The organism is Tardiphaga sp. 285_C5_N1_2, from assembly GCF_052076065.1.
Taxonomy (GTDB): Bacteria; Pseudomonadota; Alphaproteobacteria; order Rhizobiales; family Xanthobacteraceae; genus Tardiphaga; species Tardiphaga robiniae.
The window spans coordinates 3,719,441-3,737,911 of the sequence record NZ_CP197241.1 but is presented as its reverse complement, the minus strand read 5'-3'; the positions used below and the strand labels follow the sequence as shown (position 1 = coordinate 3,737,911).

General features: G+C 60.7%; 1 protein-coding gene. It reads left to right on the top strand.

Going from position 1 to position 18,471, the window contains the following annotated elements; genetic code table 11:
• The first annotated feature begins 24 nt into the window (after positions 1-24).
• Positions 25-18,375 carry a T1SS-143 repeat domain-containing protein gene (locus AB7951_RS17785; RefSeq protein WP_439066369.1) on the top strand — a complete coding sequence of 6,117 codons (18,351 nt, stop codon included), beginning with the start codon at positions 25-27 and terminating at the stop codon, positions 18,373-18,375.
• The last annotated feature ends 96 nt before the right edge of the window (positions 18,376-18,471 follow it).

The window sequence follows — 18,471 nt, the reverse complement described above, 5'->3', positions numbered from 1 at the left end:
TCCGATCAGCTTGAGGTTGTAGTCATGAACGCTCCCGTATTGCTCGCGCAGCTCGCCGGTTCCACCACGCAGACCCCGCCGTCTCCGAAGAACCTGAAGCTCGAGAAGCCGCAAAATGGGCAGGCCATTTCGGTCCATCTCGACGGCAACACCAAGCTCGATTTTGCTGATATCGCGAGCGAGAAGCTGACCTTCGTCAAGGTCGGTGAAAAGCTGATCATCCTGTTCGACAATCAGTCGACGGTGACTGTCGATCCGGTGTTCGACTCGATGGGCAAGCCGCTCACCGATCTCGCATTCGACATGGGCTCCGATCGCACGCTGACAGGCGAGCAGTTCGCGCAAACATTTCCGATCACCACCGATCAGTCCGTTCTGCCCGCAGCCGGCGGTGCAACGGGCCCGACGGGCGGCGCGAATTTCGGTGATGCGACCGTCGGCGCGCTTGCTGCCTCCGGCGCGCGTCTCGCGCTGCTGACGGGCGAAGACACTGGTGGCGGCTTCGATAATCTCGACGATGGAACGCCTAACCCGTCGCCGATTCCCGGCGGCGTGACGGCTGTGACGCTGAACGAAGACGGTTTTGCGGAAGGCAATCTCGGCGGCACCGGTGACACGGGCGGCACCGCGACGTCCGTGACCGGTTCGCTCAATGTCGATTTCGGTACCGATGGTTCGAATCGCAGCTTCGCATTCTCGCTCAATCAGCCGACGCTCGCCGGCCTGACCTCGGATGGTCAGACCGTTCAGCTCGCTTTCACCACCGTGAACGGCCAGCCCGTGCTGATCGGCTATGTCGGTGGCGATTTCAATGTCGCCGCCAATCAGGTCTTCACGGTGTCCCTGGATGCTTCATCGCTGCAGGGCAACTATACCTTCACGCTGTTGCGTCCGCTCGATCATCCGATCGGCGGCACCGAAGACACGATCAATCTCTCGATCAACGTGATCGCGACGGATGGTAGTGGCGACACTGTGGCCGTCACGATTCCGATCGGCATCAACGACGATACGCCAGTGATCGGCACGCCTGCCGATGCCGCGCTGACGGATCCGCTGTCCGGCAATCCGGCGACGCAGACGGGCTCGCTGGGAATCTCCTGGGGTGCCGATCGCTACAACGATCATGTCGATGGCGGCGTATCCGCGACCACCGGCGCAACGGGCGACCGCTCGGTCGTGTTTGCCAACACGCAGGTGACGGCCACCGGCGACGGCGCAACGGCCATCGGTACGCTGACGTCGCATGGGGAGACCGTCCACTACGTGCTGCTCGAAAACGGCACTGTGCTGGTTGCCTATACAGGTGCGACCGCGCCGACCAGCCTCGCCGACCTGCAGCAGAGCGGCACGCCGAGCGGTGAAGGCGAGGGTGGCGAAGGTGGAATTGCCAACAACGTCGTCTTCGTCGTGACCCTGTCCGACGCCAGCAATAGCGGCAGCTATGTCGTCACCCAGTATCGTTCGCTGGATCACGATAATGGTTCAGCCACGTTCCAGAACATCGATCTGGCCTTCAACTTCACTGCGACGGACAGCGATGGCGATACGGTGAACGGCACGCTGCATGCGGTGATCGCGGATACGGTGCCGGTTGTGACCGGTCCGGCCGACGCAAGCACACTGAGCGAAGGCAACGGCGAAACGCCGCCGAGCGAAGGTGGCGGGGACATGCCCTCCTTGCTGGTGGTCGGCGGTTCGTTTACGCCGAAGGATACGGGCGCCGTATCGCTGCACATCGATTGGCGTTCGGACAATCAGAATCCGAACACCCCGGGCGCCACGCATGATCGCTCGGTTACATTCACCGCAGCAACCCAAACCGCGCTCGAAGCGCTGGGTCTGACCTCGGACGGCGCAACGATCATCTACACGATCTCTGCCGACGGCACGTCGCTGACGGCGACGACTGCGGCCAGCGAAGGCCATAGCGCGCGCACGATCTTCACCGTGCAGTTGTCCGACAGCGGAAATGGCAGCTACGACTTCACCTTGCTGGACAATCTGGACCATCGGGGCAGCTCCGAAGGCAGCCAGGCGCTGACATTTGGCTTCATTGCGACCGACAGCGATGGCGACTCGACGGTTCCAGCGAGTTTCACGGTCAATATCACCGACGATGTGCCTACGGCAGGTGAAATTGAGAGCCAGACGCTGTCCGAGCAGACGCAGAGCGGTGCGACGAACGGTTTTGTGTCGACTTCGCTCGATAGTGTTTCGCTGAATATCAATTGGGGCGCCGACGACGTAAACAACAACGGCGCGTCGATCGACCGCAAGGTCGCTTTCACGACCGCCGCAGCGCCTTCCGGGCTCACCTCGAATGGTGAGGCCATCACCTATGTGCTGTCGGAAAACGGAACGCTGTTGACTGCCTCGGCGGGCGAACGCGTCGTTTTCACCGTGAAGCTGTCGGACGTCGATAGCGGCACCTACACCTTCACCCTGAAGGATAACCTGGACCACGTCGGAGCCAATGGTGCGTCGATCGCACTCGGCTTCAACTTCACGGCGACGGATGCTGATGGCGACCCGGTCGGTTCGTCCTTCACCGTCAACATCAACGACGACGTGCCGACGACCGGCGCCATTGCTGGCGAAACCCTCATCGAGAGTACATCAGCCGAGAGCTCCAACGCATTCATCGCGAAGGCCTTGAACGGTATCTCGCTGAATGTTGACTGGAATTCCGATGATGCCAACGCAGGTGGCACGAATGATCGTAGCGTCGCCTTCACCACCAGCGCGGCGCCGTCGGGTCTGACCTCCAACGGCCAGACGATCATCTACACGCTGTCTGACAATGGCACGTTGCTGACAGCGACAGCGAGCGCGCGCACGGTGTTCACTGTGCAGCTCTCGGATACCGGCAACGGTACTTACACGTTCAATCTGCTCGACAATCTCGACCACGCCGGCGCAAATGGCGTCAGCCTGCCGCTGACATTCTCGTTCACGGCAACTGACAGCGATGGCGATACCACGTCGCCTGCATCCTTTACGGTCAATGTCACCGACGACTCGCCGAGCATCGGTACCCCGGATATTCTGACTCTCGTCGAGAGCACCAGTCCGTCGTCGTCGAACGCATTCATCTCCGCGACCGCAACCGGCTCACTCGCGGTGGATTGGAATTCGGATGACAACAACCAGGTGTCAGGACCAGGGGCGAGCGATCGTTCGGTGGCCTTCACCGCCGCGACGCTGACGAGCCTGAACGCGCTGCATCTGACATCGAACGGGACGGCGCTGACCTATAGCTTCTCGGATAATGGCCAGTTGCTGACGGCCAAGGCAGGTGGAACGACGGTCTTCACTGTTCAGCTGTCCGATACGGCTAATGGTACCTATACATTCAAGCTTTTCGACAATCTCGATCATGCCTCAGGCAACGCCAAGAACGACCTGGCGCTCACCTTCGGCTTCACGGCGACCGACAGTGACGGCGACACGACGGCGCCGGCCAGCTTCACCGTTCATGTGACCGACGACGTGCCGGTGGCTGGCGTGGGCGACACGCGCGGCGTGGACGAGGACGATCTCCTGAGCGGGACGTCACCGAACTTCTTCGACCTGCAGGTCGGCGGCCGGCTGAACATCGACTGGAACTCCGACGATCACGATGGCGGGAATGTTGCCAACCGTTCCGTGTCGTTCGAGCACACGGCGGCTGCGGACAACGTCGCGGTGCGCGATGTCAATAATAATCTCGTGAATCTGACATCCGACGGAGCAACCGTCCACTATACTATTATTGGCGAGGATCTCGTCGCCTATACCGGCAATAACCCGTTCTTCAACCGTGTGTTCGTCGTCTCTCTCGACGATGACAACACCGGCTCGTACACGTTCACGCTGCTCGGACATGTCGACCATCCGACCGCCGATGGCCAGAACACGCTGACATTCACGTTCGACTATACGGCCACCGACTCGGACGGCGACAAGAGTAGCAGCGTGTTCAGCGTTACGGTCAAGGATGATGTGCCGACGATCGGTAACACGGAGTCCGAATCCGTTCGTGAAGACAGTCTGCCGACCACGTTCTATGACACGACATTCCCGGATGCGCCGAACTCGACCGTTCAGCTCGGTGATCTCAACATCAACTGGGGCGCAGATAACAATAATTCGGGCGCAACAAACAACCGTTCGGTCGTCTTCACGACCGCAGCCGGGGCCACGGGTCTGACGTCGGACGGCACCGCGATCGTCTATTCGATCTCGGCGGACGGAACGGTACTGACTGCCAAGGCTGGCGTTCGCACGGTGTTCACCGTTGAACTGTCCGATAGTGGTGATGGCAGCTACAAGTTCACGCTGTTTGACAATATCGATCACGCTGCGTCGGGGCAGAATGATGACAGCCGGACTCTGTCCTTTGGCATCAAGGCCACCGATTCCGACGGTGACTCCGCGACGGCCAATTTCGCGGTCACCATCGTGGACGACGCGCCCGAGGCGCATACCGGCGATGGCCGGACCATCAATGAAAATGATCTCTCGAATGGCACATCGCCGAATGCGCCCGGTCTGACCGCTACCGGTGATCTCAACATCTCCTGGGGCGCGGATGACGCGAATCCGTCCGCCGGAGGCGGGCTCGGCGATCGCGCTGTGGGCTTCCGCTTCAACTCGGCGGCGGACAACGTCGATGCAGAGAACAGCAATGGCCAGAACCTGACACTCCGCTCGGATGGCCAGACGGTTCAATACGCATTCGACGGTCAGAAGCTGGTCGGCTATATCGGCGCCAACCTGGCAAGCGGCACGCGCATTTTCGAAGTGACGCTCAGCGATGCCAATGATGGCTCCTACACCTTCAAGCTGCTCGGTAACCTCGATCATCCTACCGGCAGCGGCACCAATCTGGTTAACCTGACCTTCAGCTACACCGCGACTGACGGTGACGGCGATACCAGCAGCAGCAACTTTACCGTGACGATCCGCGACGACGTGCCGGAAATCGGCGCACCGGTTGCTTCAACGTTGACCGAAGATACGACCATTGTGGGCGGGGGCGAGGAATTCGTGCCCCAGACTGCGTTGAACAAGTCGCTGAACATCAATTGGGGCGCGGACGACAACAACAGCGGCACTGCAAACCGTTCGGTCGCGTTCTCGTCATCCATCGACTCCGGCGACAGCGTGCATACCACGGGCTCCGGAAGTCCCGTGCTCAAGTCAGACGGTGTGACCGTGCAGTTCCTGCGGATCTCCGATACGGAGATCTGGGGCATGGCCAACGACAACGGCGGCTCGCTGACGATCAACGATCGCAAGGTGTTCCACATCACGCTGTCCGATACGGGCAACGGTACCTACACCTTCGAGGTGCTGGATAATCTGGATCACGTCGGATCTGGCCAGGGCAGTGCACTGTCGCTGCAGCTTGGCTTCGTCGCCACGGATGCGGACGGTGACACCGACAGCAGCAGCTTCACGGTTACGATCAGCGATGATAACGGCCGGCCGTCTATCGGAACGGCGCAGGCGGTTTCGGTCGATGAGGACGGTCTGACGGGCGGCAACACGCAGCCTGCCACCGGAGATCTCGCCGGTGCCGCAACGTCAGCGATGGGATCGCTTGCTATCTCTTGGGGAGCTGACAACAACAATTCCGGGGCGGCCGATCGCTCGGTTGCGTTCTCTGGCATCAGCGATGGCCAGAATGCGATGTCCAATGTCGGCCCTCTGACCGTCGATGGGGCGCAGGTCAAACTGTGGGTCGTCGGTAATACGGTTTATGGCTACACCGGCAGCAACCCGGTGAATGGCTCGACGCCGCCATCGGCTGGCAACCAGGTGTTCACGGTCTCGCTCAGCGATCTATCCTCGGGCAACTATACCTTCAACCTGCTGAAGCATCTCGATCACCCGGCAGGTAACAACGAGAACGATATCACCCTCAGCTTCGGCTATCAGGCCACGGACGCTGATGGCGATGTCACAGCGGCATCGACATTCACCGTCACGGTCAATGACGATTCGCCAGTTACGACGGGAGCGGTCACCGCGGCGACGGTGCTGGACGACGATGCGTTTGCTGGCGGCAACGCGGGTGGCGCCGGCGATGTCACCAATGCCACCTCGGCAACGGGCGCAGCCGGTGCGCTGTTCTCGGTCGGCGCGGACGGGTTCAAGAGCGTGACGCTTGGGACGACAACGGCATTCAGTGCGATTTACAAGGATGCCAACGGCGTTGCTCACCAGGAATCCGTCACGTGGGGATCGGCAAGTGTATCGGGTGGCGTGACCACCTGGACCGCGATCGGTGCCGTCAGTGGCGCCACCGTGGCAACGCTGGCGATCGGCGCAAACGGCTCTTACACCTTCACAACCTCCAGGCCATTGGTGCATCCGACGGCTGGAGCCAATGAAGAAAACCTGTCGCTGACCTTCAACTACACCGTGACCGACGGCGATAACGATCCAGCCACGGGATCGCTGACGGTTAACGTCAATGACGATACGCCAGTATCGCAGGGTATCATGACGGCCGCAACGACGCTCGACGACGAGGCGCAGACGGTCTTTACGCCGACCAATGCCGGAGGTGCATCTGGCGATGTGAGCCCGGATACGAACACCACGTCGGGAGCCGCCGGCAGCCTGTTCACAGCCGGTGCTGATGGCTTCAAATCTGTCGCGATGGCATCCGCGACCTTCAGCGTTGTCTACAAGGATGCCAACGGCTTCGCCTTGACCGAGACCGCGACCTGGGGCTCGCCCGTCGTGGGCGCCAATGGCGCCACCACCTGGACGGCGACTAGCTCGCATTACGGCTCAGCAGCGGTTCTGGTCATTGGTGCGAACGGTTCGTACACGCTGACCGTGAACGCGCCGATCGCGCATGCAACGCCTGGAACGACGGAAGAGAACAAGGCGCTGACCTTCAACTTCACGGTCACCGACGGCGATGGTGACACCGCCACCGGCTCGCTGACGGTCAACGTCAATGACGACACACCGGTGTCGAAGGGCATCGTGACGGCCGCGACGACGCTTGACGATGAAGCGCAGTCGCTGTTCCCGGCCAACACCGCAAATGGGTCGGGCGATGTGAGCCCCGACGTCAAGACGGTCTCCGGCGCTGCCGGCAGCCTGTTCACTGCCGGTGCAGACGGCGTGAAATCCGTTGCGATGACGTCGGCAACCTTCGGCGTCATCTACAAGGACGCCAATGGCTTCGCGCAGACCGAGACCGCGACCTGGGGCTCGCCGGTGGTGGGCGCCAATGGCGCCACGACCTGGACAGCAACCAGCGCGCATTACAGCTCCGCAGCCGTTCTGGTGATCAATGCCGACGGATCCTATAGCTTCACCGTCAACGCACCGATCGTCCACGCAGTCAGCAGCACGACGGAAGAGAACAAGGCGCTGACCTTCAACATCGCTGTCACCGACGGCGATGGTGATACGGCGACCGGCTCGCTGACCGTCAATGTCAACGATGACACCGTCGTCCTCGGGACCGCTGTGGCGGGCTTCGTCGACGAAGGCAATCTGGCCGGCGGCAACAAGGACGACGGTTATCCGGGCGATCTGACGATTGCCCAGGGCGACAATGGCACGCGCACCACGTCCGGCTCCCTGGCGATTGCGTTCGGCGCCGACGGCAAGGCGGCGACCGTTACGGGCGGTACGTCGACGCAGACATTTACGTTCAGCGGCAATAGCAACCTGACTGCCGATCTGATCGTCACCCAGGGCACGGTCAATCATCCATCTGCCTCGGGGATCGTGTTCGGCGGCATCAACAATCCGATTATCATCAATGCCAATGACAGCTTGCCGTTCAAGCTGGACGGGATCGACCTGGGACTGTCGGGTGCTCAAACGACACCGACCGTCATTCTGAAGGGCTACGATTCCAACAACAATCTCGTCGCGACCTATACGCTGAGCGTGGCCAATGTCGCATCGCTTGTGTCGGGCACGCCCACGCATTTCGATGCCGCGGGTACACCATTCGCGAATGTCCTGATTGACAGGCTCGAGATCTATACTGGTAACGGCTTCAACGGTTACGTGATGGCCGACAACCTGGTCGTCACGCAAAATACCAGCAGCGGCCCGATCGTGGTCGATGCCGCCGTCACCTTCACCGACCATTCGAACGGTCTGGCCAACCTCGTTGTCAAGGATGTTAATGGCAACGACGTTACCGCTTCGCTGACGTCGAATGGCGCGGCTGTTCACTATGCGATGATCGATGCCGTGACGTTGATCGGTTACACCGGCGCAACCGCGCCGACGTCGCTCAGCGATGCCCGAGTGGTGTTCTCGGCCGTTCTGTCGAGCGCCTCGGCGAACGGTGCCTACACCTTCACGCAGAATGCAAACCTCGATCATCCGATCGCGGGTCAGGACGATGATCTCGTCTTCACGTTCAATTTCACCGCCAAGGATGGTGACGGTGACAAGGCGAATGGACACTTCACGGTCACCATCGATGACGACGCGCCGACCGCGACTGCTGCCGTGCTTACGGGAGCGGTCTATGAAAGCGAACTGAGCACCGCTACCGGCGATCTGTCGACCGGCACGCAGGCCGGAAACGCCGATAACAAGAATGGCGATGCAGGTACCGACGATTCGATCCTCGTCGGGAATCTGTCGTCACTGGTTTCAATGGGAGCGGATTCGCCCGGTACCTTTGTGGTGGAGACCACGGGCCTGTCGGCGTCACTGACTTCACTGACTTCGGGCGGTGTTGCGCTGACCTACACGGTCGTCGGAAACACGCTCATTGCTTGGGCTGGTTCGAACCAGATCTTCACCTTCGCGGTCAATGCCTCGACCGGCGCTTATACGTTCACGCTCAAGGGGCAAATTGATCACGTTGCGAATTACGTGATCGACAATGCCTCGATTCCGGTCGCAGCGATCGACCAGCCAGGCGAAATCTATGCGGTTGCGGCGATCAACGGCAATCCTCGTGCTTTTGAAGGCCGCCTGCCAGACGGCGATGTCATCATCAGCATCACGAACAGCGGAAACACAGCGGTTAACTGGGTCCTGGATAACACGTCCGGCGGCACCGATTATCCGCTGTCGATCGCTGCGAACACGACGATCTTTATCAACGTTGGACAAATCTCGACGCCGCCCAACGTGCACTTCGAGTTGACCGGACCGGGTGCCCCGAACGGGCAGACGACGGTAAATTCGGGTCATCAGGACATCGCCGTTACCGGCGGAACAGATACGCTTGCGCTCGATCTTTCTTCGGCGGTTACCGTTCGCGATGGCGACGGCGATACCGTTGCATTGCACGATCAGCTCATCGTGACCGTGACCGACGATGCTCCCGTCCTGGCTGGTGCTGCGGCGACTGTGGCAGTCGACGAGACCAGCACGCCCCTGGCACAGGTGGCCTATGGCAGCCTGAAGATCACGATCGGCGGTGACAAGGTCGGCGCGCATCTCGACTTTGCGACCGACAGCAATGGCCAGCCTGTGCATCCGGCCGGTCTGACATCGGACGGCGTGGCGCTCGACTACGTGCTGCGGACCACCCAGTATGGCGAGAAGCAGCTCGTCGCCTTCAAGCATGGCGACACGGTCGACAATCCGGTCTTCATCGTGGCGCTCAGCTCGCCCTCGAACCCGACCTATATCTTCACGCTGTTCCAGAATCTCGATCACGCGGCGAATTCGAACACGCTCGATCTCGGCTTCACGGTGCGCGCGACCGACGGGGACGGCGACTATGTGGATCAGGCGATCCACATCAACGTGACGGATTCGGTCCCGACCATTCCGGCGACGACAGTTCAGCGCGCAGGCGTACAGGACGATGCGCTGATCAACGGCAATCCTGAGCCCGGCGATACGGCAACGGCGTCGGGTACGTTGAGCCACAACTTCGGTGCGGACAGCAACGGTCATCTGTCGTGGGTCAGCGCGACGCTGCCGACCGGTGGATATACCAGCGTTATCAACGGCAACGTTTTTGAGGTCTATCAACTGCAGAACAACGTGAACGTGAAGGTCTTCACGGTCACTCTCAATCCGACCACCGGCGAATATCAGGTGGAGCAGTTCGCGGCCATCCATCATCCGAATGGCGCCGGCGAACTCGGTGAAGGATTCAATCTTAGCTATCGCGTCACCGATGGTGACGGCGACTATGTGGAGAGCTATCTGCGCGTCGTTGTCGGCGATGACGTGCCGGTGATCATCGGGAACGCGACGCAGGCCAACCTGCTCACCAACGGCGATTTCTCGGGCGGCAGCTCCTGGCATGACGCCTCGTACGGTGATTGGGCGACGGGCGCTACCGGTTGGAAGATCACCGGTACGGAAGCCGGCCAGACCGGTGTTCAGCTCGAGCGCGTCCCAAGCGGCTATTTCGGGGTTGTAACGTCGAATGGCGAACCGATGGTTGACCTCGGTGCATCGCCGGGCAACATCGCAGTCTCCCAGAGCCTCAACGGTCTGACGGCCGGCCAGCACTATACGCTGAGCTTCGAGATCGGCACGTACGATCCGTCGTCCTCGGGACTCCAGGTCTATTGGAACGGGCAGCTCGTTGGCACCTATGCGCCGGGCTCGACCATGGCCATCCAGACGCTCGACCTCATTGCGGCCGGTGGTGCGAACACCGTCACCTTCAAGGAGGTTGGTTACGCGGGCGACAACACCGGCACGTATCTGGCGAATGTCAGCCTGGTTCAGGCGTCGTCGACGTCACTGCCGCTCTTCCACGCGGATATCGGCGAGGATGGCTCGTCCGTCGTGTCGCTGGTCAGCGGGACCAACTACCGCTTCGGTGCCGATGGCCCGGGCTCTGTGGCATTCGACACTGCACACGCCACCATTTCCACCCCGACCGGTACCATGCTCGGCGTGCCGTCGATGTCCTACGATCCGGTCACGGGCAAGGTGACGGTCAATCCGGGCTGGGGCTTCAACGGCCTGAGCGAAGGTGAGATCGCAACCCTGTCGGTGCCATTCACGGTCACGGACTCCGATGGCGACAGCAAGTCCGGGATCTATCAGTTCACAATTCACGGCAGCAACGACGCTGTTGGGACCTCGATAGGTTTTCCCGACACCGGAACGATGACCGAATATGCGGAAACCGATCCGCAAACAGGATCGACGGCAGATCGCACGCGCTTTAACGACAGCTCCTCGGGCGGCGGCTACAACGGCGGCGGCTTCTGGATCTATGACGATCAGGGCGACACCCATACGCTGACCGTGACGCCTCAGGGCACGGGCTATATCGGATACGTGACTGCAGTGGTCGCGGAAGAGACGTTGAATGACGGCAATGGCTTCGTCGATTGGCAGTATCACGTCACCGATGCACAGCTGAATTTCCTTGGCGCTGGAGAGACCAAGCAAGAGGTCTTCCGCATCCTCGTCAGCGACGGGCACGGTTCGTCGGCCTATCGCGACATCACGGTCACGTTGGTCGGCAGCAACGACAAGCCGGTGATCTCGATTGACGGCGGCGACAGCGATCATGTGTTCCTGACCGAAACCAATGCCGGGCTGATCGCCAACGGCACACTGAGCGTGACGGACGTCGATCTCTCCGACACGGTCACCGCGAACGTGTTGTCGGTGACAGCATCGGGCTCTGGAATTGAATCGCACTTCACCAATGCGCAATTGCTGGCCTTCATGACGGTTGCAACCGGTGACGTGACCCCGGCTGGCAGCGCCGCCGGCGATCTTGCATGGACCTTCAATTCGCAGGGCCAGGCCTTCGATTTCCTGCCCAATGGCTGGGAATCCGTCCTCAGCTATACGATCCAGGTCTCGGACGGTCATGGCGGCATGGACACTCATGTGGTCGAGATCAAGATCCATGGCACCAATGACGCGCCGGTCGTCGATCTGAACGGTGCTGCGTCGGCAGGCAATGACATCGCTGTCACCGCCGTCGAGTCGTTGCCGCAGTGGATCTTGAGCAGCGCAACTATTACCGACGTCGATTCCACGACGATGCATTCGATGAAGGTCACGTTGACAACGCAGCCGGATGGGCTCGGTGTCGAGGGCCTTTCGTTCAATACGAGTGCGACGAACGCTCTGACGACGGCCGGCCTTACCTATGGCTATGACGCGACCACCGGCGTTCTCACGGTGACCGGCGATGCGTCCAACGCCGTCTACCAGACCATCATGCGCGGTGTTGTCTATCAGTACACCGGCGATGCCCCGAGCACGGGCGACCGCACTGTGACCGTGGTTGTCAATGACGGTCTGGATAACAGCATCACGCACACGGCAACGGTGCATGTGCTGCCGATGAACGATGCGCCGTCGCTGGCGGGTCCGCTTGCGGCAACCGTCACCGAAGGCGGCATCCATACCCTCACGGCCGCCGAACTCGGCTACACCGATCCGGACAACACCGCCTCCGAGGTCGTCTTCCACGTATCGAACGTCCAGCACGGCACCATCACGAATGGCGGCGCTCCGGCGACGTCATTCACGGCCGCCGAGCTTGCCGCCGGCCTGATCAAGTTCACCCATGACGGCTCGGAAGATTCGACGACGACCTTCCAGGTCACTGTTGAGGATGGCAACCAGGACGGCTCGACGCCGGTCCCGGGCACCTTCACCTTCACGGTGGAGGGCGTGAACGACGCGCCGGTCATCACTTCGGCACCGCTGCAGACGCATGCCGACATCTATGCCGCTGGTTTCCTCGACCACGCGGTGACGGCGACCACCGCCGCGGACCACAAGTTCGAGATTGATCAGAATATCGACACGCAAATCGGTGCGCTGCTGGCGGCAACGCCGGCCGACATGCATGCGGTTCTGGTGGGCGTGCAGGCTGCGCTTGGCCATGCCGCCGGCTTCGCCGATGCGATCGCTGCGGTGTGGGATTATGTCGACGATCACTACAGCTATTACGATACGGCCATCAATGCGGCCGGTGTTCGCCTTGCGATCGAATATGCCAAATACGTCCAGGACGGTGGCGCACCGCTGAGTGGCGTGGTCGTGAAATACGAAGCTGATGGCCCGGACTATGGAAACCTGCCGGACCGTGCGCAGTCGATGCACGACAATCTGCTCGGTAATCTCGATAAGGCCTCGATCGACGACAAGTTCCTACCCGGTGGCGCCGGCGGCTCGAACGGACCGCCGAACGGTGTTGCCGATGTGGCGCTGCATGATCAGCTGATCGCGGAGATCGCGGCGGCGGGTCTAAGTGGTCGGCCGTACTATGCCGGATACGAGGATTCATTTGCATCTCCGTCGCAGCAATGGGACGCGGCGCATGGCCTGCTGCCGGGCGGTACGCACCAGATCATCAGCGGCCAGCTCACGGCCACGGATGTCGACACCAATGACGCGGGTCATCTGACCTGGTCGCTGAACACGACAGCGTCGCCATACGGCACGATGTCGATCGACCCGGCGACCGGTGTGTGGAGCTACGATCTCGACAACGGCCTCGCTGCAACGAAGGCGCTGCATGTTGGCGAAGTCGTGACGTTGAACTTCGTCGCGACCGTGGCCGATGCGCACGGCGGCAGCGCCAGCCAGACGGTGACGATCACCATCCATGGTGGCAACGACGCACCGGTGACGCAGAACGAGGTCTACTTCATCGACGAAGACCAGGTCCTGACGAACGCCCATCTGCTGGCCAACGACAGCGATCCGGACGGCGACGCCCTGACGCGCGTCGGCCTCGTGACCGGTAATCCGTGGGGCCCCGCCGGTTCCACGTCGGTCACGCCCGCTGGCGACCTGACATACACCCCCGTCGCGAACGAGAGCGGCTACTCAGTCCTGACCTATCAGGTCTCCGACGGGTCCAGGACGGCGCCGGCCACCGTGACGATCAACGTTCGTCCCATCGCCGATGCGGCGGTGCTGTCGGCGTCGGGCGGCAACGAAGACAACACATTTGCCATCCACATTGCCTTGGACGATACCGACGGTTCGGAGAAGGCCACCCATATCGAACTCAGCGGCTATCCCGCCGGCGCGACCTTCAATCAGGGCTCGCTGCAGGGCAGCGTCTGGGTGATCGATAATCCCGCCGGGATCGACCTGGCACATCTGACCATGACCCCGCCAAACAACTACAATGGCGCGTTCAACCTCGGTGTCAGCGTGACGGTCGTCGATCACGCCACGCTCACCACCGGTCTCGTAACCGATACCGCGACTTCGACGGGCACGATCGCCGTGACGGTCAATGCGGTGAACGATCTGCCCGTGCTGACGGCGGACGATGCGACGCTCATCGAAACAGCGAGTGCGGACGCTGGATTGCTGAGCAAGACCGGAAATATCCTGAGCAACGATCACGACGTCGATGGCGACACGCTCAGCGTCAAGACCATCCGGGCGGCGAACGGCGTCCCGACCGATGAAAGTCCCATTGCCATCGCTCCGGGCGGCAATGTGACTTCGCATGGTATCTACGGCGATCTCGTGATGCATTCGGACGGCAGCTACACCTATACGGCGAATGCCGCCTTCGATGCGCTGGCGGACGGCGTCCAGAAGACCGACGTCTTCAAGTATGTTGCGATGGACGGGAACGGCGGCGAGGCCGCGCAATATCTGACGATCCACCTCACCGGCGTCAACGATACGCCGGTCCCGGTCAACGACGATCAGAACCTGACCGATACCGCGGCTATCGACGCGGGTACGGTAAAAACGTTTGCCGGCAGTGTTCTGGCCAACGATCACGACGCGGAGAACGACCCGCTCACGGTGATCACGATCCGGCCCGACGCGCAGTCAGGCCCGACCTATCTCAACGGCGCCACGACGGTCGCGCACGGCGTCTATGGCGATCTCACAATCAATACGGACGGCACCTACACCTATACGCCGAACGCGGCCTACGATGCGCTCGCCGCTGGCGTCACCGCCACCGACGTGTTCAAGTACGGCGCGTCGGACGGCAACAGTGCCCACGGCGGTTTCCTGACGTTCCACATCACCGGCGGCAACGATCCGGCGGTGTTCACCGGCACCGATACGACGAGTCTGACTGAGTCAAACGTGGCTCAGTCGACCGGCGGCACGCTTGTTGTCAATGACGTCGACGGCGCCGACACGCTCGTGCCGCAGGCCAACGCGGCGGGCAGCAACAATTACGGCGTTTTCAACGTCAACGCCGACGGCACCTGGACCTATGTGATGAACTCGGCGCACGACGAGTTCGTGGCTGGCCAGACCTATACCGACAAGCTGACGGTCCACTCAGCCGACGGCACTGCGCATGATCTGACGGTCAATATCCTGGGTACGTCGGATGCACCCGTCAACCAGCCGCCGCAGGTTGTGACGGCGACCAGTGTGACGACCGGATCGGTGACCGAGGACGCCACCGCACTGACGAATCTTGTTGGAAATCCTGGCTTCGAGGCGAGCAGCAGTTTCTCATCGGCAAACGCTGTTTGGACGAGGGGTGGGGTAACCGGGGGGCTTCAGGTCTGGACAAACCAGAATGGCTCGGTCCACACCGGCAACCGGGGCGCCGATCTTTGGGCGCCGGCCAATACACCTGGAACGATCAGCCAGGATATCGCGACGGTCACAGGGCAGCACTACACGCTGAGCTACTGGGTGGCGAACCGCATCTCGGCTGGCGGAAGTGCCCAGTACTTCGATTCGGGCGCCAATTCCTTTGTGGTGAACTGGGGTGGCGTGCCGGTCGTGGGGTCTGCGCTGACCAACGCACCGTTCTCCGCAACGCTACCGTCGAACGATCCCAACAGCCCGTCGGCCAACGATCTTTATGCCTTTACGCTGTACACGTTCGACGTTGTGGGTGGACCGGGCGCGGCGACGAAGCTCCAGTTCGCTGTTACGAACAACCTGAACTATTGGGCGCTGGACGACGTCTCCGTCACACTGGTTCCGACAGAGACCGCAACGGGCGTGATCAAGTTTACCGATGCGGACGCCCTGGATACCCACAGCGTTACGGTAGATGCATCGCCTGCCGGCTATATCGGAAACTTCTCGGCTGTTCCCGGCATCGATTCGACAGGCAACGTGATTGGAACCGTTAACTGGACGTTTAACGCCAGCGAGAACGCGTTGCAGGCGCTTCCAGCCGGCCAAACCGTACAGACCTATACCGTCAATATCGTCGACTCCGCCGGTGCTATCACCTCGCAGACAGTCAACGTGACGCTGACCGGCAAGAACGACGCGCCAGTCATTGCCCTGGGTACGACGACGACGCCTTACGTTCTGGGCTCAACTGCGATCGCAATTGCTCCGGGCGTCAAGATCACCGACGTTGATTCCGTCAATTTCGCGACGGGGACGCTCACGGTGAGGGCTGACTCCTTTGATGCGACGAAAGAAACCCTGTCGATCAAGGACAACGGGACGGGGGCCGGCCAGATTGGCGTCAATGGAAGCCACATTACGTATGGTGGTGTCGAGATCGGAACGTTCACCTACAGCAACACGGACGCTGGCTTCCCGGGTACGTTCGGCAACGATCTGTTGTTGACGATCGCCTTCAACGCCAACGCGACCCCGGCCGCCGCTACGGCTCTACTGCAGGATATCTATTATTCGGCGACTTTGAATTCCGGTTATACTGGCACTCGGGAGTCACTCGTCATCACGCTGAACGACGGCGGTGGAATGGCCAACGGCGGCACCAGCACCGCGATCGCATACGCGCAGATTGGCTTTAGCTCGCCGTCGCCGTTTACGCTCACGACCGCTACCGACAATGTCTATCTCATGGACGGCGCAAACACCGTTAAAGGCACCGTCGGCTCGAACGCGACCTTTACGTACAAGGCCGCTGACACGCTTCGTGGCGGTAACGGCACGGATACGATCGAGATCACAAACGCAAGCACGATTGGTGACTCGCAGTTCTCGAACACATCAGGATTTGAAATCCTCAAATTGAGTGCGGCCGGCAATTACTCTGTGGCTTTAAGTGCCAACGCTAAATTGGCCTTTGATAGAGGACTCACGATCGATCATGGCGGCTTGACCGGAAATCTGACGCTCACGGAGAGCACTGGCAGCAACCTCTACAGTCAGAGTATCGTCGTGATCGCCGGCTCTGGAGCCGACAATCTGGTCGGCGGCTCGGGCAACGATACGTTCCGCTATCTCAGCGCAAATCTCGACAACAACGATACAATCAACGGCGGGCTCGGAGCCGACACCATCCAGATTACTGACGCTGCGACGGTTACGGACAACATGTTCGTCAACAAGTCAAACATAGAACAGATAGTGCTGGGCGATTTCACCAACAGCATCACGCTCGGGAACAATGCAAATACCGAAATCAACGGCCTGACAGCAAAGACCTTGACCATTGATGCCAGTGCGGCTGGATCGGGACACGGCCTGACGGTTGATGCAACGTCAAGCTTCTTCGCGCTCACGTCGCATCTGAACGTGATCGGCGGCGCCGGTGACGATACCGTCAAGCTGCTTAGCGCACACTTCAACGCGAACGAGACGTTCAATCTCGGCGCGGGGAACGATACGATCCAGATTACCGACACACCTGTTGTCGTCGATGCAGCCTTCACGCATGTTAGCGGTGTTGAAACCTTGTTGCTCGGCGCCGGACTCCTCGACAACGTGACGCTCGGTAGCAACGCGACCACAGCGATCGGTAACGGTACACTGACGGTCGATGCGCACACATCACTTCAGCTCACGCTGAACGCATCGGGAGTTGGGGCATCGGCTCATCTGAACATCCTTGGCGGCACGTCTGCTGATAGTATCATCGGCGGCGCCGGTGACGATATGATCCGCGGTGGCGGCGGGAACGACAGCATCGACGGTGGAGCAGGCGTCGATTTGCTCGACTTCTCCGATGCGACCGCAGGCATTACGTTCACGTTGACACAGAGCAGCAGCAACACCTCCGTCAACCTGTCGGCTGTGGGGCTGGGGACCGACACCTACAAGAACATGGAAGGTGTCATCGGCTCTGCTTTCGCCGATACGCTGACCGGTTCGACCTCGAATGACACCATCTATGGCGGTGGCGGCAACGACACGATCATTGGCGGCATCGGTAACGACACGCTGTCCGGCGGCTCCGGTGCCGATACCTTCAAGTTCGCTGAAACCGGCGCGTCGAATGTCGATAGCATCCTCGACTTCAGCAATGGCGAAGGTGACAAGATCGACATATCGGGCTTGCTCGATGGCATCGCCGGCGTGCAGGCGGATGGTTCGAACATCAATAACTACGTTCATTTGACGCAGAACGGAGGCAATGTCCTCGTGCAGGTCGATACGACCGGTGCCGGCAATTTCTCGGGCAACACGCATGATGTCGCAACGCTGGTCGGGTACGGAACCAGCAACGCTGATATTGTGAACATGGTGTTCAAGAACACCGACCACACGATGACAGCATAAGAGATCGGCCAGGCCGGTGGCCTGGCTGTCTTCTCGAAGTAGAAAAAGAAAGCCCCCGATCTTCGGGGGCTTTTCGTTTCGGGGGGGGCTCTTGCG